Annotated in this window: 17 protein-coding genes; 9 read left to right on the forward strand and 8 right to left on the reverse strand. The window is 67.9% G+C overall.

Annotated features, from left to right (window positions below; genetic code table 11):
* Window positions 1-2: 2 nt before the first annotated feature.
* The 3 genes from KF715_13015 to glpK all read right to left on the reverse strand — a co-directional run bounded on the left by KF715_13015 (window position 3) and on the right by glpK (window position 5,857).
* Window positions 3-1,382 carry a hypothetical protein gene (locus tag KF715_13015; GenBank protein ID MBX3737610.1) on the reverse strand — a complete coding sequence of 460 codons (1,380 nt, stop codon included), beginning with the start codon at window positions 1,380-1,382 and terminating at the stop codon, window positions 3-5.
* Window positions 1,379-4,285 (reverse strand): hypothetical protein, encoded by a 2,907-nt coding sequence (locus KF715_13020; GenBank protein ID MBX3737611.1) that lies wholly within the window; start codon window positions 4,283-4,285, stop codon window positions 1,379-1,381. The genes KF715_13015 and KF715_13020 overlap by 4 nt, the downstream gene beginning before the upstream one ends.
* 81 nt (window positions 4,286-4,366) lie before the next feature.
* Complete coding sequence (gene glpK / locus KF715_13025) at window positions 4,367-5,857, reverse strand: glycerol kinase GlpK (GenBank protein MBX3737612.1); 1,491 nt, start codon at window positions 5,855-5,857, stop codon at window positions 4,367-4,369.
* A gap of 234 nt (window positions 5,858-6,091) precedes the next feature.
* Between glpK and KF715_13030 the strand changes: the two genes are divergently transcribed.
* From KF715_13030 to KF715_13040, 3 genes are read left to right on the forward strand one after another with little or no spacing between them, the layout of a single operon-like run.
* The gene (locus tag KF715_13030) at window positions 6,092-6,586 is read left to right on the forward strand and encodes a MarR family transcriptional regulator (GenBank protein MBX3737613.1); all 495 of its coding nucleotides are present in this window, start codon (window positions 6,092-6,094) and stop codon (window positions 6,584-6,586) included.
* Window positions 6,583-7,758, forward strand: a complete 1,176-nt coding sequence (locus tag KF715_13035) for an efflux RND transporter periplasmic adaptor subunit (GenBank protein MBX3737614.1) — start codon at window positions 6,583-6,585, stop codon at window positions 7,756-7,758. Before KF715_13030 ends, KF715_13035 begins: the two co-directional genes overlap by 4 nt.
* Before the next feature lie 3 nt (window positions 7,759-7,761).
* Window positions 7,762-10,902, forward strand: a complete 3,141-nt coding sequence (locus KF715_13040) for an efflux RND transporter permease subunit (protein ID MBX3737615.1) — start codon at window positions 7,762-7,764, stop codon at window positions 10,900-10,902.
* A gap of 382 nt (window positions 10,903-11,284) precedes the next feature.
* Here the strand turns inward: KF715_13040 and KF715_13045 are convergent, their stop codons facing one another.
* Window positions 11,285-12,025, reverse strand: a complete 741-nt coding sequence (locus tag KF715_13045) for a hypothetical protein (protein MBX3737616.1) — start codon at window positions 12,023-12,025, stop codon at window positions 11,285-11,287.
* Window positions 12,026-12,229: 204 nt separating this feature from the next.
* The gene (locus tag KF715_13050) at window positions 12,230-12,904 is read right to left on the reverse strand and encodes a TRIC cation channel family protein (GenBank protein MBX3737617.1); all 675 of its coding nucleotides are present in this window, start codon (window positions 12,902-12,904) and stop codon (window positions 12,230-12,232) included.
* Window positions 12,905-13,061: 157 nt separating this feature from the next.
* On the opposite strand from KF715_13050, the gene KF715_13055 reads away from it, so the two are divergent.
* From KF715_13055 to KF715_13080, 6 genes are all read left to right on the forward strand, one after another.
* On the forward strand, window positions 13,062-13,859 hold the full coding sequence (locus KF715_13055) for a glycine zipper 2TM domain-containing protein (protein ID MBX3737618.1): 798 nt from the start codon (window positions 13,062-13,064) through the stop codon (window positions 13,857-13,859).
* Window positions 13,860-13,900: 41 nt separating this feature from the next.
* Window positions 13,901-14,533 (forward strand): penicillin-binding protein activator LpoB, encoded by a 633-nt coding sequence (locus KF715_13060; GenBank protein MBX3737619.1) that lies wholly within the window; start codon window positions 13,901-13,903, stop codon window positions 14,531-14,533.
* 39 nt (window positions 14,534-14,572) lie between these two features.
* Window positions 14,573-15,781: a hypothetical protein gene (locus KF715_13065; protein MBX3737620.1), complete on the forward strand. Its 1,209-nt coding sequence runs from the start codon at window positions 14,573-14,575 to the stop codon at window positions 15,779-15,781.
* A gap of 49 nt (window positions 15,782-15,830) precedes the next feature.
* Window positions 15,831-16,253: a YcfL family protein gene (locus KF715_13070; GenBank protein ID MBX3737621.1), complete on the forward strand. Its 423-nt coding sequence runs from the start codon at window positions 15,831-15,833 to the stop codon at window positions 16,251-16,253.
* 7 nt (window positions 16,254-16,260) lie between these two features.
* A complete protein-coding gene (locus KF715_13075; GenBank protein ID MBX3737622.1) occupies window positions 16,261-17,235 on the forward strand; it encodes a hypothetical protein in 975 nt (324 codons plus the stop codon).
* Window positions 17,236-17,367: 132 nt separating this feature from the next.
* Window positions 17,368-18,054 carry a CAP domain-containing protein gene (locus KF715_13080; GenBank protein MBX3737623.1) on the forward strand — a complete coding sequence of 229 codons (687 nt, stop codon included), beginning with the start codon at window positions 17,368-17,370 and terminating at the stop codon, window positions 18,052-18,054.
* A 325-nt stretch (window positions 18,055-18,379) separates the two neighbouring features.
* Here the strand turns inward: KF715_13080 and KF715_13085 are convergent, their stop codons facing one another.
* From KF715_13085 to KF715_13095, 3 genes are all read right to left on the reverse strand, one after another.
* Window positions 18,380-19,927: a helix-turn-helix domain-containing protein gene (locus KF715_13085; GenBank protein ID MBX3737624.1), complete on the reverse strand. Its 1,548-nt coding sequence runs from the start codon at window positions 19,925-19,927 to the stop codon at window positions 18,380-18,382.
* A 64-nt stretch (window positions 19,928-19,991) separates the two neighbouring features.
* Window positions 19,992-20,828: an SDR family oxidoreductase gene (locus tag KF715_13090; protein ID MBX3737625.1), complete on the reverse strand. Its 837-nt coding sequence runs from the start codon at window positions 20,826-20,828 to the stop codon at window positions 19,992-19,994.
* Window positions 20,825-21,301 (reverse strand): YiiD C-terminal domain-containing protein, encoded by a 477-nt coding sequence (locus KF715_13095; GenBank protein ID MBX3737626.1) that lies wholly within the window; start codon window positions 21,299-21,301, stop codon window positions 20,825-20,827. The genes KF715_13090 and KF715_13095 overlap by 4 nt, the downstream gene beginning before the upstream one ends.
* Window positions 21,302-21,407 lie beyond the last annotated feature (106 nt).

Below are 21,407 nucleotides of genomic sequence, written 5' to 3' on the forward strand. Positions count from 1 at the left end.
GGTTAGCGGGCGGGCGTCAGCGCGGCGCGTTCGGCGCGGCGGCGGGCGATTTCCACGGCGGGCGCGCCGGACTTTTCCTGCAGGCTGATGATGGCGTCGAGTTCGGTCAGGCGGACTTGGACGAGGACGGCGGTCTGCGGCTGGGCGGCGGTGGCGGCGCGAAGCCGGGCCTCGTGGGCGGGCAGCCAGGTGGGGTCGAAATCCGTGGCCCAGCGATAGCTGTCGACCGCCTCGGTGAACTGGCCGGCGGCCTCGCGTTCGCGGCCGTAGGCGAACGAAGCGTAGGCATCCGGTTGATCGCGGCGTTGGAGGTTGAAGGGCAACTCGGCCTGCTCGAGCGCCAGGCGCTCGCGGCAGCGGGCAAAGCCCGGGAAGAGCTCGAGCGCGCGGGTGTGGGCGCGGAGCGAATTCTCGTAGTGCCCCGCGGCGTATTCAGCGAGGCCGAGCGCGTAGGCGGCGTGGGCGTCGGGGTGATCGCGTTTCACGGCGAGGACCGGCTCGGCGACGGCATGGTAGACCTCGGCGAGCTCCTTCGCGTAGCGGGCGTAGTCGTCGGCGAGGTATTCCGCCTCGGCGCACTCGACGGATTTCTGCAGCTCCAGCAGTCGTTCTTCGAGCCGACCCGTCCGACCGAGGGCGTCGGCGTAGATGTAGTGCAGCTCGGAGCGCGAGGGATCGAGGCGCACGGCATTGGCGGCGTCCTCGGCGGCGCCGCGCAGGTCGCCGAATCTCAGGCGGCTGAAACCGCGCTCGTGGTGCGGTATGGCCCAGAGCGGATCGGCGGCGATCGCGAGGGTGAAATCCACGGCGGCCGCGGCGTGATCGCCCTTCTCCTGCTTGTCGCGGCCCGCCTTCCAGCTGGCGTGCGCGGTCTTGTGGTCGCGTTCCTCGACGTTGAAGGTGAGGTCGCGGCGGGCGTCGCGGAGGCGGTTCCGGTAGTCGGCCGCCTCGCTGGGCGTGGCGACGACGGCCTTGGCGAGCGCGATTTCGAAGTCCGCGACCTGGCCTTCGTAGTCGTCGAGCCAGCTGCGGGCATTGCCCCGTCCCCAATAATACCAAGGGCGCGACGGATCGATGCGGATGGCGGCCTCCTCGTCCTCGAGCCAGCCGCGGTAGTTCCTGAGCTTGTCGCGGACGAGGCCGCGATGGTGGTGGGCCTCGGCGAGCTGGGCTTCGACGTTCCAGCGTCCGCGGTCGCGCTCGAAGCCTTCGATGTCGGAGCTGTAGCGGGACTCTTGGCCGTGCAGGATGGTGATGTATTCGGGATCGTAGGTCTGGTTGCCGGCGCGAAGGGCGGAGCCGAGCGTGGCGGCGGCGAAGCCGACGATCAGGAGGCGGATGACGTGAACGGGCGCACGGGTGCGGTCGGTCGTCGGCGTCATGGCGCGAAGATCTCCCTCGCTTCTTTTTGAAGCTGTTCGATCACCGCGCGGTCGTGCTCGATGACGGCGGAAAGGCGGGCCGACTCCTTGTAGGCACTGGCGACGAGAGCGCGGACGCCGGCGTCGTATTCCTGCTGCGCGAGATAGCTGGGACCGGATTCGTAGGGATTCATCCAGCTGCCCTTCTCAAAGGGGGAACTGTCGCTGCCGGAAGGCGTCCAGCTGGCACCGAGGTTCGATTGCAGGGTGCGATATTGGGCGGTGAAGCTGGCGGCGCTGGCGGTGGCTGATTCCGAGCGGGATTTGAGCGAGCCCGCGAGTTCGCGGATGTGGGCCAGGCGACGCGAGAGCACGGGATTGAGCCAACTCTCGAGATAGGGATCGTGCGCGGCGCGGGTGCTTTTCGCCATGGCAGAGATCTCGGCCAGCAAGGCGGGGCCGACGACGTAGCCGATCTCCACGTTGCCGATCTGGCGGAGGTCGGACGGCGGCGGGCCGTGCAAGGCGAAGATCATGCGGAGGCACGAGACGCGGGTGGCTGGGTCTTCGGCGAGCCGGTCGGCCGCGATGGCGACGGCGAGCGCCTCGTCGGTCCGATGCAGGGAATTGAGCCGGTCCGCCGTGATGAGCCGGGTGCTGGTGTTGGCGAAGGGCGAGTCGCCGAAGGTCCGGAGCACGGCGATGGAGCTGTCGTAGCGGCCCGTGACCCAGAGCTGCCAGGCCTTGCGCAGCTGCCCCTTGCGCTGGATGGAGACGATCCTGTCGCGCGCTGCAGCGATGGCCTTGCGCTGCGCCTCGGTCAGGTCGGTGCGGGCGAGCGTGGCGTCGGCCCGGGTCACGGACTCGGGCAGATGGCCCGCCTCCACCAACGCGGTGATGCGCCAGATGGCGAAATCGGGCGTGAGCGGAGTGAATTTTTCCCAGTCATCGGCGGTGCGCACGAAGGCGTCCCATTGCTTGCCCGCGTAGAGCTGGCCGAGGGCGGCAGCGCCAGCGGTGCGGGCTTCCTGAGCGCGGTCTTTGGCTTCCTGAATTCTCTCGAGGGAAAACGCGCCGGTTGCTGCGCTATCAAAGTCGATCGCGGCGGTGCCGAACAACCCTTGGGCGGCGGCTGCATAGCCGAGCGCCATTTCGCGTTCGGCGGTGAGATCGAGGTAGGCGGAACCCGAAGGCGTGACTTGTGCGGCGTCGCGATCGGCGGCGGCGAGCGCGACCCAGTCTTTCTTCTCGAGGGCCGCTTTGCGAGCGGCCATCGCGGCGAGGTAGCGCGGCTGCGCCTGCGTGAGGCGGGCGCGCTGGCGGGCGAGGCCGGCGAGCATGGCGTCGGTTGCATCGCTCGCCTTCAGCGCGGTGAATGCTGCGTCGAACTCCTCCACGGTGGCGGCTTGGAGGGCGTTTTGCAGCGCGAGGAAGGGCGCGAGTTCTTCGCGGACGCCCACGGCTTGGGCGGAGACGAGGAGATCGCGATGTTCGCGGAGGAAATCCAGCGGTGTGGTCTGGAGGAGGCGCAGGGCAGCGAGGCGGGTCGCCCACGCGGCGGCGTTGCGCGGATCGTCTTCGAGTCGGGATTTGGCCTCCTCGTCGGCGTGATGCGCGAGCATTCCCGCCAGTTTGTCGCCCGGGAAACGTTCCGCCAGCCGCGCCCAGAATCGCAGGGTGAGGCCGGCGGTGGTCGGGTCGCCGGACTCCGGCAGGAGGCATGCGTAGGCCCGGCCCGGCATGTCGCGCGTGAGCCAGAAGTCGGAGAGCCTGGCCCATGCGGCGGGCGAGGACGGCGTGCGCCGCAACTCGTCGAGGAGGGGCGGCAGATCCTGGCGCACGGCGGCGCGCGCCGTCGCGACTCGCGCGGCGAGAGCGATGAGGTTCGTGTCGCCGATCTTGGTCTGGTTGGGCGCCAGCTCGCGGACGCGGGCGAGGAGCTTGTCCGCATCGTCGAGTTCGCCGGCGAGCAAGCGGTTCTCGGCGAGCAAAGCGAGAGCGGTCGTGTTGGCGGGGTCGCGTTCGAGGAGTGCAGCGAGCGTGCCGCGGCCGGGCTCGAGGTAGAAAATGGCGTTGGAGGCGCGCGCGAAGTCGAGGCTCACCGCCGGGTCGTCCGAGCGAACCAGCGTCAGGCGCATGGCGCACTGCCAGGCGGTGGCGGCGTCGTGGCGCTCGCGCGCGTCGGCGAGCAGGCGGGGCAGTTCGGAGTCCGCCGCTTCGATCGGGTTGCCCGAGGTGACGAGGGTGCCGAGGTATTTTTCAAACGGTGCGGCGGGCGGATGCTCGGCGTAGGCGAGGGCGCGGGCGTGGAATTTCTCCCGCGTGGCGGCGTGGGCCGGCAGGGCTTGGGCGGCGGCCTCCCAGCCGGCGAGCGCGATGCGGTCATCGCCGATGCGTTCGCCCCACTCGCCCAGCGCGCGCGAGCGGAGATAGTTGGAGGCGTCGGCGCTGGTGATCTCCGCCATGACCGCGTCGAGCGCAGACGAGTAGTCGTGCGACGGATCGTGCATCATGGCCAACGCCAGCACCGGGCCGACAAAGGGAGTGACCTGGTCTTCGCTGGGCAAGGCCTTCTGGGCGTCGGCGGGCTTGCCCTGGTCGAGAAGCAGGAAGGCCTCGAGCGCCGCGGCCTCCGGCGCATCCGCCGTGATCCGGCGGAGCGTGGGGATCTCGAGTGCGGCGAGATCGGCGCGCCCGCGCGCCCAAAGTTCGAGCCCGCGTTGCAGGAGGAAGATGCGTCGGCGCTCCGGCGTGTTCTCGCCGGTCTCGGCAAGGGCTTGGATGTATTTGGCGGTGGCTTCGCTCGATTTTCCGGCGATGACGAGCTCGGCGCTCTCGCGCAGCAGCACCAACGGCGAATCATCCGCGCGAACGCCAAATGGCAGCGCGGCCAGGCCCAGGACCACGATGAGCCGGCGAATCATGCGCCGGGTTTCTGGGCGCCGCGGGCCGGACCCGCAAAGTGAATTCCGGAAACTACGCAGACTTGCGTAGCCAGCCCGGGACTATTCCGACCAACGGCGGCTGCGCTCGACGGCGCGCGTCCACGCGCGGTGCAGGGCGCGGGTCTGCGCGGCCGGGGCGGCGGGGCGGAATTCCCGTTCGCGGCTCCAGAGCGCGGCGATTTCGGTGCGGTTTTTCCAGAAGCCGACGGCGAGGCCGGCGAGGTAGGCGGCGCCGAGGGCGGTCGTCTCGGTGGTGCGCGGGCGGACGACGGGGACGCGGAGGAGGTCGGCTTGGAATTGCATCAACGCGTCGTTCACGGTCGCGCCGCCGTCGACGCGGAGCTGGCGCAGCGGCCGGCCGCAATCGGCGCGCATGGCGGCGAGGAGGTCGGCGCTCTGGTAGGCGATGCTTTCGAGCGCGGCGCGGGCGACGTGGCCGGCGTTGCTGCCGCGGGTGAGGCCGACGATCGCGCCGCGGGCGGCGGCGTCCCAGTGTGGCGCGCCGAGCCCGGCGAAGGCGGGCACGAGGTAGACGCCGCCGTTGTCGGGGACGCGCGCGGCGAGTTTCTCGATGTCGACGGAGCGCGCGATGAGGCCGAGGCCGTCGCGGAGCCATTGCACGACGGCGCCGCCGATGAAGACGGAGCCTTCGAGGGCGTATTCGAGGCGGCCGTCGAGGCGCCAGGCGACGGTGGTGAGCAGTTTGTTTTTCGACACGACGGGTCGGTCGCCGGTGTGGAGCAGGAGGAAGCAGCCGGTGCCGTAGGTGTTCTTGGCCATGCCGGGGCGGAAGCAGGCCTGACCGAACAACGCGGCTTGCTGGTCGCCGGCGATGCCGGTGATGGGCACGCCGCGGAGCGCGGGCACGGCGGTGACTTCGCCGAACGCGCCGGAGCTGTCGCGGACTTCGGGCAGCACTTCGCGCGGGATGCGGAGAATTTTGAGGAGCTCATCGTCCCACGCGCCGGTGCGGAGATTGAAGAGGAGCGTGCGGGAGGCGTTGGAGGCGTCGGTCGCGTGCACGGCGCCACCGGTGAGGCGCCAGAGCAGCCACGTGTCGACGGTGCCGAAGGCGAGTTCGCCCCGCTCGGCGCGGCGGCGGGTGCCGGGGAGGTGGTCGAGGAGCCACGCGAGTTTCGTGCCGGAAAAATACGGATCGAGGAGCAGGCCGGTCTTGCGGCGGAAAAGCGGCTCGAGGCCGGCGCGTTTCAGTTTTTCGCAGGCGTCGGCGGTGCGGCGATCCTGCCAGACGATCGCGCGGTGCAGCGGCCGGCCGGTGCGGCGATCCCAGAGCAGCGTGGTCTCGCGTTGGTTGGTGAGGCCGATGGCGGCGATGCTGCGCGCGGTGAGATTCGCCTTCGCGAGGGCGCCGAGCGCGGTGAGGCGGGTGGTTTCCCACAGGTCGTGCGCGTCGTGCTCGACCCAGCCGGGGCGGGGGAAGTGCTGGGCGAACTCCTGCTGCGCCGTCCCGTGCGCGCGACCGCGGCGGTCGAAGACGATGGCGCGGGACGAAGTGGTGCCTTGATCGAGCGCGAGGACGTAACGCGGCATGACCGCAACCTAACCGGGCTGCGCCTCCACACCCAAGTTCCAAAAACAGGCGAGGCGGGCGTGGTGATGTTCGTGATATGAACATTGGAGCAGGGCCTTGGCGGCGATAGAGGCGGAGGTGGCTTGCGCGGCGGTGGCGATGGGGCAGGGCGCTGTGCTGCGCGGCGGACGTGGTAACTGTGTGCGGCGCGGTGGCGTCCTCGGACTTGCCTCCAATAGTAAGCTAGCTTACCGATGCCGATCTCCGTGCCACGCCTCCACGCCGCCGACACCCGCCAGGTTTCGCTTCTGTTGTCCGACATCAATCGGCAGGTGCGGCGCGTGTTCGACCGCCGCGTGCGGCATCTCGGGCTGACGCGTGCGCAGTGGATGTTCCTCTTCTACCTCGGGCGCGAGCCGGGCAGCACGCAGAGCCAGCTCGCGGAGCTGATGCAGATGGAGAAGATCAGCGTCAGCCGGCAAGCCGACCGCCTCGAGCGCGCCGGCTGGATCGAGCGACACGACGATCGGGCGGACGCGCGGGCCTACCGGCTTTATCCGACGGCGCGCGCCGGACGTGTCGTGGCCAAGCTCAACGAACTCGCGGACGAACTTCGCGCCGATTACCTCGACGGTGTGCCGCCGGAGCGGCTGTCGCCGCTGATCGAGGATCTCATCCGCATTCGCGGCAACCTCCTCCGCCTGCGCGACGCCGAGATGGCCGAGCGCAATGGCGCCTCCCTTTCATGAAAACGTGCGTTTCTCCTCGTCTGTGTTTCGTTGCGAGTTTCGTGCTCGCGCTCGGCTGGCTGGCCGGCTGCAGCAAGTCCGGCTCCGCCGCGCGCGGTGGCGGCATGCCGGCCGTGCCGGTGCAGGTGGCCAAAGCCAGCCAGGCCGACGTGCCGCGCTGGATCGAGTCCATCGGCAACGTGCAGGCGCAGCGCTCCGTCGTCGTGAAGTCCCAGGTCGACGGCATCATTGCGCAGGTGCACCTCCAGGAAGGCGATGAGGTGCAGGCGGGCGACCGCATCGTCACGCTCGATCGCCGGCCGTTTGAGAATGCCGTGCTCGTCGCCCGCGCCGCGCTCGCCACCGCGAAGGCGCAGGCGGATCAGGCGACGCTCGACGCCGAACGCTATTCGCACCTCGACCAGCAGTCGGCGATTTCGAAGGAGGCCTACGCGCAATACATGACGAAAGCGCAGACGACCAAGGCCGACGTGCAGGCCAAGGAGGCCGCGCTCGCCAACGCCGAGTTGCAGCTCGGCTACACCGAGATCAAGGCGCCGTTCGCCGGCCGCGCCGGGCAGTTGCTGTTGCACGAGGGCGCGCTGGTGAAGGCCAACGACGCCAACACCTCCATCGTCTCGATCAACCAGCTCGCGCCCATCACGGTCAGTTTTTCCGTGCCTGAGACCTCGCTGCCACTCATCCGCGCCGCCATGGCCAGCGGCACGGCGGCGGTCGCCGTGACCGAACGCGCCTCGGGCGTAAAACGCACGGACGGGAAACTCGGCTTCGTCGACAACACCGTCGATCCCACCACCGGCACCGTGACGCTGAAAGCGATCTTCGCCAACACTGACCACGTGCTCTGGCCCGGGCAGTTCGTGCACGTGAAGACGCTCGTCGACGTGACCAAGGGCGTCTTCGTCGTGCCCACCACCGCGGTGCAGACCACGCAGGACGGCTCGACGCTCTACGTCGTGAAAGCCGACAAGACCGTCGAGCTGCGCAACGTGAAGGTCGTGCGCACCGACGGCGACCGCACGCTCCTCTCCTCCGGCGTGCAGGACGGCGAGACCGTCGTCACCGACGGCCAGCTGCGCCTGCTGCCGGGCGCGAAAGTCGAGTTCGCCGCGCTCGCCACTAACAACAGCGGAGCCGCCGCGGCTGCCGCCGCCGCAGACGCCCAGGACTGAGCCATGAATCTCCCCGCCCTCTGTATTCGCCGGCCGGTGATGACGACGCTGCTGACCGCGGCGCTGTGCATCTTCGGCGCGATGGCCTACAAGCTCCTGCCGGTCTCCGACCTGCCGAACGTCGACTTCCCGACCATCGTCGTCACCGCGAGCCTTCCAGGCGCCACGCCGGAGACGATGGCCAGCGCGGTCGCGACGCCGCTCGAGCAACAGTTCTCCACCATCGCCGGCATCGACTCCATGACGTCGACCAGCGCGCTCGGCAGCACGACGATCACGATCCAGTTCTCCCTCGACCGCACGATCGACGCCGCCGCGCAGGACGTGCAGGCCGCCATCGCCGCGGTTCAACGCCGCCTGCCGACGGACATGCCGGCGCCGCCGTCCTTCCGCAAAACCAACCCCGCCGACCAGCCGATCCTCTATCTCGCGCTCGCCTCGCCGACGCTGCCGCTCTCGGTGGTCAACGAATACGCCGAGACGATCCTCGGCCAGCGCATCTCGACCGTCGATGGCGTGGCGCAGGTGTCGATCTTCGGCGCGCAGAAATACGCGCTGCGCGTCCGCCTCGATCCCCGCGCGCTCGCGGCCAAGGGCATCGCGCTCGACGAGGTGCGCGCGGCGCTCTCGGCGCACAACGTCAACCTGCCCACCGGCGTGCTCGACGGTCCGCAGCAGGCGATGACGGTCGTCGCCACCGGCCAACTCGCGAGCAGCGGCGAATTTTCGAACATCGCCGTCGCCTACCGCAACGGCGCCCCCGTGCGCCTGAGCGAACTCGCGCAGGTGATCGACAGCGTGCAGGACAACCGTGTCGCGAGCTGGTTCTACCGCGACGGCAAGGGCAACCGCTCCGTCGTGCTTGCCGTGCAAAAGCAGCCCGGCACCAACACCGTCGCGGTCGTCGACCGCGTGCGCGCGCTGTTGCCGGCCTTCGTGTCGCAGCTGCCGGCCTCGGTGCAACTCAGCGTCCTCGCCGATCGTTCGGAAACGGTGCGCGAGTCGGTCAACGACGTGCAGTTCACGCTCACGCTCGCGATCGTGCTCGTGGTGCTCGTGATCTTCGTGTTCCTGCGCAACGTCCGCGCCACCGTCATCCCCGGCATCGCCATCCCGCTGGCGCTCGCGGGCACGTTCGTCGCGATGTATTTCGCGGGCTTCACGCTCGATAATCTCTCGCTGCTCGCGCTCACGCTCTCGGTCGGCTTCGTCGTCGATGACGCGATCGTCATGCTCGAAAACATCGTCCGCTACACCGAGCAGGGCATGCCGGTGCGCGAGGCGGCGTTCAAGGGCTCGGGCGAAATCGGCTTCACGATTCTGTCGATGACGCTGTCGCTCGTCGCGGTGTTCATCCCGGTGTTGTTCATGGGTGGCATCCTCGGGCGGTTGCTGCACGAGTTCGCGGTGACGATCACGGCGTCGATCCTCGTGTCGGGCGTCGTGTCGCTCACGCTCACGCCGATGCTGTGCAGCCGCTTCCTGCAGGCGCATCCGGTCGGCCACCAGGAGACGCACGGGCGTGTCTACGAGGCGTTCGAGACGTTTTTCAACCGCATGCGCGATTTCTACGAGCGCACGCTGCGCGTCGCGCTGCGGCATCGGGTCATCACGATCGGTGTCGCGCTGCTCATGGCGATCCTGACGGTCGTGGTCGCGCGGGTGTTGCCGACGGGCTTCATCCCGACGGACGACACAGGGCAGATCTTCGCGTTCACTGAGGCGGCGCAGGACGTGTCGTTTGCCGAGATGGTGAAACACCAGCAGGCCGCCGCGGCGATCCTCGCGAAGAATCCCAACGTCACGATGTTCATGTCCGCCATCGGCGGCGGGCCGTCGGCGACGAACAGCAACCAAGGCCGCTTCTTCATCATCCTGAAGGACCGTCACCAGCGCGCGCATGCGGCCGTCATCGCGCAGCAGTTGCGCGTGCAACTGGCCGGCATTCCCGGCCTCAAAGTTTATCCGCAACTCCTCCCGCCGATCCGCCTCGGCGGCTCGCTCACGAAGGCGCTGTATCAGTTCACGCTCTTCGGCAGCGATCTCAACGAACTCTACGCCGCCGCGCGCAAGATGGAGGGCAAGATGCGCGACCTCCCTGGCCTGCAGGACGTGAACTCCGACCTGCAGATCTCGAATCCGCAGCTGCGCGTCGACATCAACCGCGACCGCGCGGCCGCCCTCGGCGTCACGCCGGCACAGATCGAGGACGCGCTCTACAGCGCCTACGGCTCGCGGCAGGTCTCCACGATCTACACGCCGACGAACCAATACTACGTCATCATGGAGACGGCGCCGGAGTTCCAGAAGAGCCCCGAGGCGCTCTCGCTCATCTACCTCAAGGGCAAGAACGGCAAACTCGTGCCGCTCGACACCGTGGCCGCGCTCCGGCGCGAAGTCGGTCCGCTCACCGTCAATCACCTCGGCCAGCTGCCGGCCGTCACGATCTCGTTCAACCTGAAACCCGGCTACTCGCTCGGCGAGGCCTCCGGTGTCGTGAGCGAACTCGCGCGCAAGGAACTGCCCGCGACGATCAGCTACGGTTTCCAGGGTTCGGCGCAGGCGTTCGCGTCGTCGCTGCAAGGCCTGGGCCTGCTGCTGATCATGGCGGTGCTCGTGATCTACGTCGTGCTCGGCATCCTCTACGAGGACTTCATCCACCCGCTGACGATTCTCTCGGGCCTGCCGGCCGCGAGTTTCGGCGCGCTGTTCACGCTCTGGGCGTTCCGCGAGGAGCTGAACGTGATGGGCTACGTCGGCGTCATCCTGCTTATCGGCATCGTGAAGAAAAACGCGATCATGATGATCGACTTCGCGATCGCGAAGGAGCGTGAGCAGGGCGACGCGTTTGTGGCGGAGCAGGCGATCTTCGAAGCGTGCCTCGTGCGCTTCCGGCCGATCATGATGACGACCTTCGCCGCGCTCGCCGGCGCCGTGCCGATCGCGCTTGGTCTCGGTGCGGGCGCCGATTCGCGGCGGCCGCTCGGTCTCGCCGTCGTGGGCGGCCTCGTCGTTTCGCAGGCGCTGACGCTCTACATCACGCCCGCGATCTACGTCTACATGGACCGCTTCACCCGCTGGCTCGCGTCGCGCCGCGGCCGTCCGGTGCACGGCAGCTCGACCGCCGAAGCTCTGGCGAAGTGATGCGCCAAGCGGGGGCGAACACTGAACGCCCGGGCGAGTGGCAGCGCGTTCTCGGCGAGCCAAACGGCCCCGCCCAGCCACTCGCGAGTGCGACAGAGCTCACGCCTTGCCTGGCTCGGAAACGGCAGCTCGCGCGCAGTCCAGTGCTGATGTCCGGGCTCGCATCGGTGAAGCCTTTGGGCGCTGGGCGAACACGCGCCAGTGCGCGGAGCCATCGTGTGTCGTCGCCGAGATGGCGTTGCTCGCCACGTTGGCGCCGGCCGTGAACGCGCCGCCGAGGAGGAGTGGGCGAAGAAGTTTCATGGGAAAATGATCCCGCTCGCGCCGGGGCGTGCGCCGCCCCGGCGAAAGGGAGAACTGCGGTCGGGTTGACGAGGGCGGGTCAGGACTTCGGCTCGGAAGCGGAAGCGCTGTCGTCGACCACGGCGCCCGCGGCGATCACGGCGTTCGCGTAGGCGGAGTAGTCGTGGGCGAGTTGGGCCTGCACATCGCCCCACGTGGATTCCCGTGTGGTTTTTGCAGCGGTGCGCAGGGAGGAGCGCAGTTCCTTTTCCTTGGCACGGACCTCGCGCAGTGCGCGGGCGAGATCGTCCCGGGCGCGGTCGTTCGCGTTGTTGGCGCGCGTCTTCAGGTTGGCGAGGGCCTTCTCGCTCGCCTCGATCTTCGCTTCGAGGTCGGCGGAAAGTTGTTTCCGCGACTCGAATGTCGCCTGCTGAATCTGCATGGTGGTCGTGGCCGGGGCGACGGTGGCGTTGAGACCCTGCGTCGCGGCAACGTCGAGTCCGGCGGCGCCGTGCAACTGGCCTGTCGCTGCGGCGTTGACGCTGCCGGCGACCGTGGGGTGGTGCGAAGCTACGACGGAGGCACCGGCCGCGCTCGTCGTGGCCGTCGCCGCGGTCGCGGCGGTGGTGGCGGGTGGGAGGACAGGCGCGCGGACGCTGGCGGCGTTTTGCACCGCAGCCGAGGCGTTGACGGTGGCGGCCGGCGGAGGCGGCATGGGTGGGACGACCGGGTGGACGCTGGCAGCGGCGTTCGCGGCCGAGTGGGCGAGTTGAGCCGAACCGGTCGCGGCGAGGGCCGCAGCGGAAGCGACAACGAGGAGGCAACGGGTCGTGGTATTCATGGTTGTTCCTAGGTTGAGGTTTCGGGTTCACCAGATGCGACTGCGCGCGGCGGAGCGGAGTTCGCGGCGGGGCGAAACTATTCCCGGCGGTTGGCCGGAACTTTCGGCGTCGCGCACGGTAGCGCAGATTTGCCGGGAAAATACCGGAGAGAAATCTCCGGTGGGCGCTCGGGCGTTCGGCGCCGCCGCGTGCGCGGCGGGGAACTACTTCCGCTCGGGGCGCGGTTCGTCGTCGTTTTCGAAGATCGAGCCGGAGGAGACGGGCGCGGTGCGCCAGTTGAAACGGATGGTCAGCGCACGGAAGATGAACGTGAGCACGACCGCGACGATGGCCGCGCGATTCGCCGACAGCTCGAGGTTCACGCTGCAGAAGACGAAGGTGACGGCGCCGGCGAGCGCGGTGAGCAGGTAGAATTGGCCGGGCTTGAAGACGAGCGGCTCCTCGCGGCAGAGCAGGTCGCGCAGGACGCCGCCACCGACGGCGTTGACGACGCCGACGAGGATCGCCGCCGGCGCGGACAAGCCGGCGTGGAGGGATTTTTGGACGCCGAACGCCGCGTAAGCGCCGAGGCCGAGCGCGTCCACGACGGCGATGAGTCGGGCGAAGTGATGGATGCGCGAACCGAAGAGGATGCCGCACACGACCGCCGCGCCGATGAGCTGGATGTAGCGCGGATTGGTGAGGAGCGGCGTGGGGCCTTGAACGAGGAAAAGCCCGTCGCGGATGAGGCCGCCGCCGAGGCCCGTGACCAGCGCCAGTGCGAGCACGCCCACAATGTCATAGTGCCGCTTGATGCCCGCGAGCGCCGCCGACAGGCCGAACGCGAAAGTCGCGCCGTAGTCGAAGAGCACCGGAAGATCGAATGTGCCGCGGATCACGTGGGCTAAGTGGTTGTTTTGTCGGAAAATCCAAGTAGCTTCGCCGGCCGGCCAACGCAACAGCGGGCTGTGCCCTAAGGGGCATCCGGCTCGCTCGTTGATTCCGGGTGAAACACTTCCCTAGGGTATGTGTCCCATCCGTCGGCCCTCACCAACCATGAAGAACTTCCTCGCCATCGCCCTACTGGGCGCGACCACTTTGTCGGTTTCCGCGCAGACGTTTCGTCCCAATGCCGTGAGTGGCGCCGTCCTCGGCGGCATCGCCGGCGCGGTGATCGGCAACAACAGCGGCCATGGCAACGGCGGCAAGGGCGCGCTCATCGGCGCCGCGGCCGGTGCGGTGCTCGGCGCGGCGGCGGACGACGCGAACAGCTCGCGCTCTGCGTGGCGCGGCGAATCGCGCACCAGTGTGCGCGTGGGCGTCGGCTACGGTTACCACGACGGTTGGGGGCGGCGCGATTATCGCCGTCATGGCGGCAGCTACGGTTACTGGAATGTGGGCTTCCGGCCGTTCACGCCTTACTACGGCTATTACTCTCCTCGCTACACGGTTTGGCCGAGCAGCTACTACGGCACCTACGACTACCCGAGCTACGCCTACAGCTACCCGAGCTACAGCTACGACACCGGCTATTACGGCTCCGGTGACAGCGCGCTCGGCGGTGCGCTGGTCGGCGCCGGTCTCGGTGCGATCATCGGCAACAACACCGGCAGCGGCAACGGCGCGCGTGGTGCGCTCTGGGGCGCGCTGGCCGGCGCGGTGCTCGGATCCACGCGTGACGCGTCGGTCGCCCGCCCGTATCGGCGCATCGTCCCGGCGCGCGCCTACGAAACCGAGGTCGTCGCCGCGCAGCCGGCGCAGCAGCAAGCGCAGCCGCAGCAGGTGACGATCGTGAACAATTACTACGGCAACTCGTCGCCGATGAGCAGCGCGAACAGTCTTTTCGGGCGTTGACCGCGCCCGCGTCGCTTTCGTTTTTCGTTACCAAGCACCCAATGAACCCTCGTCTCCTGATTGTTTCCACCTGTGCGCTCGGCGCCGCGTTTCTCGCGGGCTGCCAACAACCCGTCGGCGGCGTGCAGAATCCCAACGGCGTCCCCGTGACAGAAATGCGCCCCGATGAGCGCGGCTTCGTCGCCGGCACCGGCGTTGAATCGCAGGACCTCGTCGCCGTCACCGACAAGATGGTCCGCGGCATCCTCGGCATCCCCGAGGTCGCCAACGCCAAGACCACGCCGCGCGTGGTGCTCGAGCCGGTGGTCAACGAGACCCGCTTCCCGATCAACAAGGACATCTTCCTCACGCGCATCCGCTCGAACCTGAACGAGCATGCCGCCGGCCGCGTGCGCTTCCTCGATCGCGAGATGATGAAGACGCTCGAACGCGAGCGTGAGCTCAAGATGAACGGCCAGGTCACCGCCAGCAGCGATCCGAACGTCGTCGAGTTCCGCGGCGCCGACTACTTCCTCACCGGCAAGCTCCAGGGCCTGACCACGCGCACGTCCGCCGGCGTCAGTGACTACGTCCTCTACAGCTTCCGCCTCACCGACGCCCGCACGAGCGAGATCGTCTGGGAGAGCTCCGCCGAGATCAAGAAACAGGGTCTCGAGGACGCCGCTTATCGTTGAGCGTGACGCACGGCGCTTTGCCGTGCTCACTTTCTCGCGATGTCGCGTCTCCGTTCCATCGGGCCACGGGCGATTCTGCTCGTGGCCGTTGTCGTCACCCTCGCTGGCTGCGTCGGCCCCGCGCTGCCCACCGACCAGCTGCTCGTCACCAACGACCCCAAGCTCGCCGGCACCGTCGTGCGCGACAAGGTCCTCTGGCAATACCGCCTCGGCCTCGCCGCGCTCCGCGCCGGCGCCTACGACGAGGCGAAGGAGCGCTTCGACGACGCCATCCTCACCATGGGCGGCATCCTCGCCAACCGCGCGGACGCCCAGCGCGCCCGCAGCCTGTGGTCCGGCGAAGAGCGGAAGACCTTCATCGGCGAACCCTACGAGCGCGTCATGGCCTACTATTACCGCGCGCTCCTCTATTGGCGCGACGGCGAGCCGGATAACGCCCGCGCCTGTTACCGCTCCGGCCAGCTCATCGACAGCGTGGCCGAGGAAGGCGATTACCGCGCGGACTACATCCTGCTCGATTACCTCGACGGTCTCGCCAGCGCCAAACTCGCCGCCGACGGCAGCGACGCGCTCCAGCGCGCGGAGAAAAACGCGAAGCACGCGCTCCCCGCCTACGACGCGCAGGCCAACGTGCTCGTCTTCGCCGAGTGGGGCCAGGGTCCGCTCAAATACGCCGACGGCGCCTACGGCGAGAAACTGCGTTTCTCCGAGCGAGAATCCGCCGCCCGCAGCGCGCGACTCACCGTCGCCGGTCGCACCGTCGAGCTCGCGCCGTGGGACGATCTCTACTTTCAAGCCACGACCCGCGGCGGCCGCGTGATGGATTACATCCTCGGCAACAAGGCGGTGTTCAAAGGCGCGACCGATACCGTCGGCGATCTCTCGCTCATCGGCGCCGCCATCGCTCACGAACGCGCCGAGCGCAAACGCGACGAAGGCGAGAGCGGCCGCGGCTCCGACCAGACCGCCGTGGCGCTCGCGGCCATCGGCCTCCTGAGCAAGGCGCTCTCCGCGTCCACCGTCGCCCACGCCGACCTGCGCGCGTGGGACAACCTGCCGCGCTACCTCGGCTTCACCGCGCTCCAGCTGCCGCCCGGCGATTACCCCGCCCAGATCAACTACCTCGACGTGTCCGGCCGCGTGCTCGAGGCCCACACCCGCGAATTTACCCTGCACGTCCCCGCCGATCGCGACCGGGACACCGTCCTGTTTCTCAGCGAATTAGCAAAAAACCCCGCCGACAGGTGAACTTTCCCCTATGGCGCTGTCCAACACCTCAACACCAGACCGCACCGTTATGAACTCCGTCCAGTCGTCCCTCTGCCTCGCTGCGTTGGCCGCCACCGCCTTTCTCGCCGGTTGCCAGCAGCCGCCCGGCCCGTTTCTCCCGCAGGACACCACCCGCTACACGCTCGAGAGCACGGAAAAATTCGTGCTCATGGACCGTCCCACGCAGATCTCCATCACCTGCACCGGCCTCCAGGAACGCACCACGAGCGACGGTCGCCTGGAAGTCCTCGCCAACGTGAAAAACCGCGAAGCCCGCCGCATCCAGGTCCAGATCCGCTGCGTGTTCAAGGACGGCGGCGGCTTCTCCACCGGCGACGAAACGCCGTGGCAGACGCTCATCCTCGGCGAGAACGCGACCGAGACCGTGACGTTCACGGCGCACACCAACGCTGCGCACAAATACACCATCGCCGTCCGCCAGGCGCGCTGAGCCGACCATGAAACCCACCCCTGCTCTCGTTTTCCTCGCGGCGATCGGCGCCGCCACCGTGACCGTCCAGGCGCAATCCCGCACCGACGGCGAGCGCCCGCCGCTCGCGCAGCAAGTGCCCGCCATGCCGCCCTCGCTCGCGCCCACCGACGCCGGCCAGAAACTCTACGCACCGGAAAACCGCTCCATCGTCGCGCCCGAGCAGGCCCGCGCCGTCGTCGACAAATTCGCCGAAGCCTACGGTAAACTCGGCAAGCCGCGCATTCTGTTTTACGTGAACCGCGACCTCGTCGACGCCAACTCCGGCCTGCACCTCACGAAACGCACCGAGCGCACCGAAGCCGATCGCGGCGAAACCAAGAGCGACGCCGATGCCGCCGCGCAGCCCGCGAACGCACCGCAAGTGCAGGTGAATGTGAACTCCGGCTCGCAACCCGGCACCGTCGTCGCCACCGGGCGCGGCACCACGACTTCGAGCAAGGAGCACGTCTCCGCCGAGAACACTTACGAGTCCACCGGCGCGACCAAGGAAGCCCTCGCCGACAAGCAGACCGTGCGCGACGTCGAGCGGCTGTTCGGCCGTCCGTTCCGCGCCGCCGGCGCGCAACTCGCCGACCAACGTGTCGCCGCCGCGCTCATTGCCGACAAACCCTTCGATCATTTCACCGCGTCGGGCAACGAGCAGGCCCGCAAGGACCGCGAGGCCCTCGCGAAAGTCGCCGACGTCGTGATCGAGGTTCTCATTTCCAGCCGCGAAATCCTGCTCCCGAAGGTTTCCGGCGACACGACCACCGTGATCCCCGACATCCAGGCGACCGCGATTCGCCTGAGCGACTCCGCCATCGTCGGCCAAGCCAGCTCGCGCGACGTGATCGGCAAGGATCGCGACGCCGGCCGCATCGTCTCGCGCTTCGATGTGCACGACATCGCCGAAGCCACCGCGCTCGCCCTCATGGAAGACATGGCGCTCGGTGGGAAGTGAGCGCCGTTTCGTCTGCTTCCTGAAACCCAAGCCGCGCTGCCGCGCGGCTTTTTTTGCGCCCTACGCCTACGGCCGAGCGCTGTTGGTCGCCGTGAATTTGACGCGGTCGCCGTCGATCGATTTCGTGCCGGCGTGATCCACGCGCGCGCCATCCTCCCGCTCGCCGGCTTGCTCCTGTTCGTGGCAAGCGGCTGGGCCGCGGAGTTGACGGATCCGATCGACGCAGCGCGGCTCGACCAAGCGCTCCTGGCCCGCGCCATTTTCGATGAGACCAATCGCGTCCGCGTGCAGCTCGGCCGCAAGCCTTTCGCGCGGGAGCCAAAGCTGGATGAGGCCGCCGACACTCAGGCCAACATCGGGGCGCTGTTCCGCCCGCCGAGTCACACGAATCCGTTTCCGCTCATCGCCACACCCGCGGATCGCGTCCGTTTTGCCGGACTGGATCCACTGCGGGTTTCGGAGAACATCGCGCTGCTCTCGATCTACGATGTGCCGAGGAACACGAGCGTCTACTGGCTGAAAAACGACTCCACGTTGCGCGACTCGCGCACGGGCGGGCCGGTGCGCTTGCACACCTACGCGAGCTTCGCGAAAGCCATCGTGGGCGAATGGATGAACTCACCGGGGCATCGCGCCAACATCGTGGATGAAAAGCTGCGTTATCTCGGCTGCGCCGTGCGCGCGTCGAAAAGCAAGGATGACATGGACATGATTTTCGCCGTGCAGGCGTTTTTCACTCCGCGCCGCAAAAACGCCTTCGCCCAAACCGGGCGCGCCCCGAGCAGCGACGCGGCCACTCGTCTGCGCGGCGGATACTGAGCTGAGATCATCCTGGGAAACGCCGTTGGCGCCACGGATTTCACGGAGGACACGGATCAGCCATGCGCGGGTGAATTTCCACCGCTCACTCAGCCGGTGAACGCGTCCGCCGTTACGATCTCCGCTCGAACTCATTCATCCGTGCTATCTGTGCGATCCGTGGCTGGTTTTTGGTCTGCGCTTTTTGGGATCATGACATAGGCGGGCGTCGGCGTCCCGGTCGACGCCAGTCGTCGCCGGGGACGGTGACGACCACCTTTCAGTGCGGATCGCTACAGTCGAGATGCGCGCCCGACGGCATGGGCCCGGCCGAGTCCGGGCGGACTCAGACCTCGACTTGCAGCTGGGCGAGGGCGGCGAGCTGGCGGGCGCGGCGATCCTCGCGTTGGCGGATGCCGGCGGGCACGGCCCGCGACTCGCAGTCGGCGATGCCGCAGCGTTCGCAGGTGTCGCCGACGAGCGCGCTGGGCAGCGTGGGGTCGTTCCAGAAATTTACGGACTTCTTGAGCGCGTCGTTCATCACGAACCCGAGCGTGACGCAGGAGTTCATCTCGGGATTGGCCGAGCGCGGGTGCGCGAGCGAGATGGAGAAGTATTCGTCGTTGCTGGCGTAGAAGCGCGAGCGCTGGGCGCCGGCGACGATGAGCGCGGAGCCTTCGCGCGCGCGGCGGGCGTCGAGCTCGACGAGGGAGCGCAGCGAGACCCAGCGGCGGCAATAGTGCTCGTTCACGCCGACGCTATGCGTGCCGTGCATGCGCTGGTAGTGCAGTTCCTTGCCGATGCGCACGTCGGTGGTGCCGCGGTGATGGTCGAAGCGCACGAAATACATCTGCTCGAGGCCGAAGAAGCGCGGGACGATCTGCGAGAGGCGGTGGAAGAACATCTCCGGCGTGGCCTGGTAGCGGCGGTTGATCGCGACGAGCATGTTGCCGTCCCACTGCGTGCGGGCGAAGAACTGCCGCAGGTCGGACACGAGCAGGTGGCGGTCGAGCAGCATCGCGCCGGCGAAGTAGGAGGCGCGGAAATTGTTCAGGAGCTGGTCGAACGAAGTCACCTTCACGATCGGCGAGGTGGTGACCGGTTCGACGAGGTCCATCTCGCGGTAGCCGATCTCGCGCGCAAGGAGGAAGGCCTGCTGCCAGAGCGAGAGGCGCGAGTTGAGAAACATGCGGGGTTGCGGCGTCTCGCCGCCGAACGTGATTGCACGCATGTCCTGAAGATCGGTGCGGTTGGGGAGCACGGAGTCGTCGATCGTGTAGCCGTGGCGCTTCGTGAGGTGTTCGCGGAGTTTGGCGAGGTCGGGCGTCTGCGTGCGCGCCCATTCGTGCTGGGTGCGGAATTTCTCCGCGGTGAGTTCGACATCCTCGAAGTAATTCTGGTTCTGCTCGACGTAGGAGCGCATCGCGGCGAGCAGCAGGTGCTCGATCGTGACGTCGAAGCGATGCGCGATCTTCACGAAGGTGTCGAAGAGCGCGCTGATCTTTTCCGGCGAGGCGGACATTATCTCGAGCAGGCCGGTCGGCGTGAGGCCGAAGACTTCGAGGGGAATCTCCTCGAGCACGCCGGATTTCAGCACGCCGGAAAGCGGGTGGAGTTTTTCGCCGAGCTGGAGCGAGACGAGTTCGTCGTAGGTGGTGCCGAGCGCCTTGGCGAGGGCGAGGATCTTCTCGGGCTTCGGGTATTTTTTGCCCTTCTCGATTTCGTTGAGGTAGGAAATCGCGAGGTCGGCGCGGGAGGCGACGTCCTTCAGGGGCAGGCCCTTCTGCTTGCGCAGCTGGCTGAGCTTGAGCCCGAGGATGAAGCGGAGGTTCTGTTCGCTGGGTGGCGATTTGGCGGGCGAGGCGGATTCGGACGTGTCGGAGAGCGGGCGCATGGGCGGAGGCGAGAGGCGGTTTGTTACATAATACGTAACATCGGTTTGGATTTCAGTGGCGCGGTCAGGCGTCGAGGAAGAGGTCGGGGTGGAGCCGGTCGGCGTTGGCGGGGTCGGCGGCGTAGCGGGTGAAGTCGGTCTGGCCGCGTTCGCGGAGCAGGTCTTCGTCGAGGAGGCTGCGGCCGTTGAGCGATCCGTCGGCGGTGGTGAGGATGGCGAGCGCGGCGTCGGCCATGATGTCGGCGGTGCGGGAGAAGCGCATGAGCTCCGCGCCGACCGCGAATTCGATCGCGGCCGTCGCGATCGTGGTGCGTGGCCAGAGGGTCGTCACGGAGAGGCGATCCCGGCCGAATTCGGCCGCCATGCCGAGCGCGAGGAGCGTCATGCCGTATTTCGAGAGAGTGTAGGGCGCGTGCGGGGCGATCCAGCGCGGGTTGAGGTTCAGCGGCGGCGAGAGGCTGACGATGTGACCGCCGCGGCCCGACGCGCGCAGGAGCGGGAGGGCGTTTTTTGCGCAGACGAAGAGGGCGCGGGCATTGACCTCCTGCATGAGGTCGAAGCGCTTGACCGGCGTGTTTTCGACGTTGGTGAGCGAGATGGCGCCGGCGTTGTTTACGAGGGCGTCGAGGCGGCCGAATTTTTGCGCGACGGCGGCGAAGGCGTCCTGGACGGCGATCTCGTCGCGCACATCGAGTTGGAGCGGCAGGGCTTCGCGGCCGAGGGCGCGCACCTCCTCGGCGACGGTGTGGATCGTGCCGGGCAGTTTCGGGTGCGGCTCGGCGGTCTTGGCGGCCACGACGATGTGCGCGCCGGCCTGTGCGGCGGCGAGGGCGATGGCGCGGCCGATGCCGCGGCTGGCGCCGGTGATGAAGACGACTTGGTCGGCGAGGGGAGCAGTCATCGGGTGAAAACGAGTTCTTCCATCGGGGCTTCGTGCGCGCCGCGGCGCTTGATGTGCACGGTGAACGTGAAGTGGGCGGAGACCTGGCCGGATTCGTCGGCGAGGTTGAGGGTGAAGACGCGGTCGAGCTTGGCCGTGTGCTTCAGTGCGGTGCGGATTTCTTCGATCTCGTGCTTGCTGACGCGGGCGTGGGCGAAGAGGTCGCCGCGGCCCGGCCGCTTGAAGTCGATTTGCGCGGACTTCATCCATACGTGGTAGTCCGGCCCGAGATTGGCGGCGACGATGACTGCGTGGAGGGGATCGACGGCGGCATACATGGCTCCGCCGTAGATCGTGCCGTGGAGGTTCCGGGTGCTGCGGTTCAGCGGGAGCCGGACGATGATTTCCCGAAAGTCCTCCGCGATCTGCATCACGCGCGCCCCTGATTGTCGGTAGGCGGGGTAGCGGTTGAAGCGCCACCGGAGCAGTTTCATTTTCCAAGATTCGGCCATGTCGCGGATTAGTAGATGGGATGGGTTGGTTACGCTTGGAGCGAACTGACAGCCAAGTTTTCGTCAATGGCGAATTTTCGCTTGCACA

This window comes from Candidatus Didemnitutus sp. (genome assembly GCA_019634575.1).
In the GTDB taxonomy this organism is placed as follows: Bacteria; Verrucomicrobiota; Verrucomicrobiia; order Opitutales; family Opitutaceae; genus Didemnitutus.

Coding starts and splice junctions, on each gene's coding strand:
- KF715_13015 (MBX3737610.1), bottom strand. CDS start 1,382: ATGACGCCGACGACCGACCGCACCCGTGCGCCCGTTCACGTCATCCGC.
- KF715_13020 (MBX3737611.1), bottom strand. CDS start 4,285: ATGATTCGCCGGCTCATCGTGGTCCTGGGCCTGGCCGCGCTGCCATTT.
- glpK (MBX3737612.1), bottom strand. CDS start 5,857: ATGCCGCGTTACGTCCTCGCGCTCGATCAAGGCACCACTTCGTCCCGC.
- KF715_13030 (MBX3737613.1), top strand. CDS start 6,092: ATGCCGATCTCCGTGCCACGCCTCCACGCCGCCGACACCCGCCAGGTT.
- KF715_13035 (MBX3737614.1), top strand. CDS start 6,583: ATGAAAACGTGCGTTTCTCCTCGTCTGTGTTTCGTTGCGAGTTTCGTG.
- KF715_13040 (MBX3737615.1), top strand. CDS start 7,762: ATGAATCTCCCCGCCCTCTGTATTCGCCGGCCGGTGATGACGACGCTG.
- KF715_13045 (MBX3737616.1), bottom strand. CDS start 12,025: ATGAATACCACGACCCGTTGCCTCCTCGTTGTCGCTTCCGCTGCGGCC.
- KF715_13055 (MBX3737618.1), top strand. CDS start 13,062: ATGAAGAACTTCCTCGCCATCGCCCTACTGGGCGCGACCACTTTGTCG.
- KF715_13060 (MBX3737619.1), top strand. CDS start 13,901: ATGAACCCTCGTCTCCTGATTGTTTCCACCTGTGCGCTCGGCGCCGCG.
- KF715_13065 (MBX3737620.1), top strand. CDS start 14,573: ATGTCGCGTCTCCGTTCCATCGGGCCACGGGCGATTCTGCTCGTGGCC.
- KF715_13070 (MBX3737621.1), top strand. CDS start 15,831: ATGAACTCCGTCCAGTCGTCCCTCTGCCTCGCTGCGTTGGCCGCCACC.
- KF715_13075 (MBX3737622.1), top strand. CDS start 16,261: ATGAAACCCACCCCTGCTCTCGTTTTCCTCGCGGCGATCGGCGCCGCC.
- KF715_13085 (MBX3737624.1), bottom strand. CDS start 19,927: ATGCGCCCGCTCTCCGACACGTCCGAATCCGCCTCGCCCGCCAAATCG.
- KF715_13090 (MBX3737625.1), bottom strand. CDS start 20,828: ATGACTGCTCCCCTCGCCGACCAAGTCGTCTTCATCACCGGCGCCAGC.
- KF715_13095 (MBX3737626.1), bottom strand. CDS start 21,301: ATGAAACTGCTCCGGTGGCGCTTCAACCGCTACCCCGCCTACCGACAA.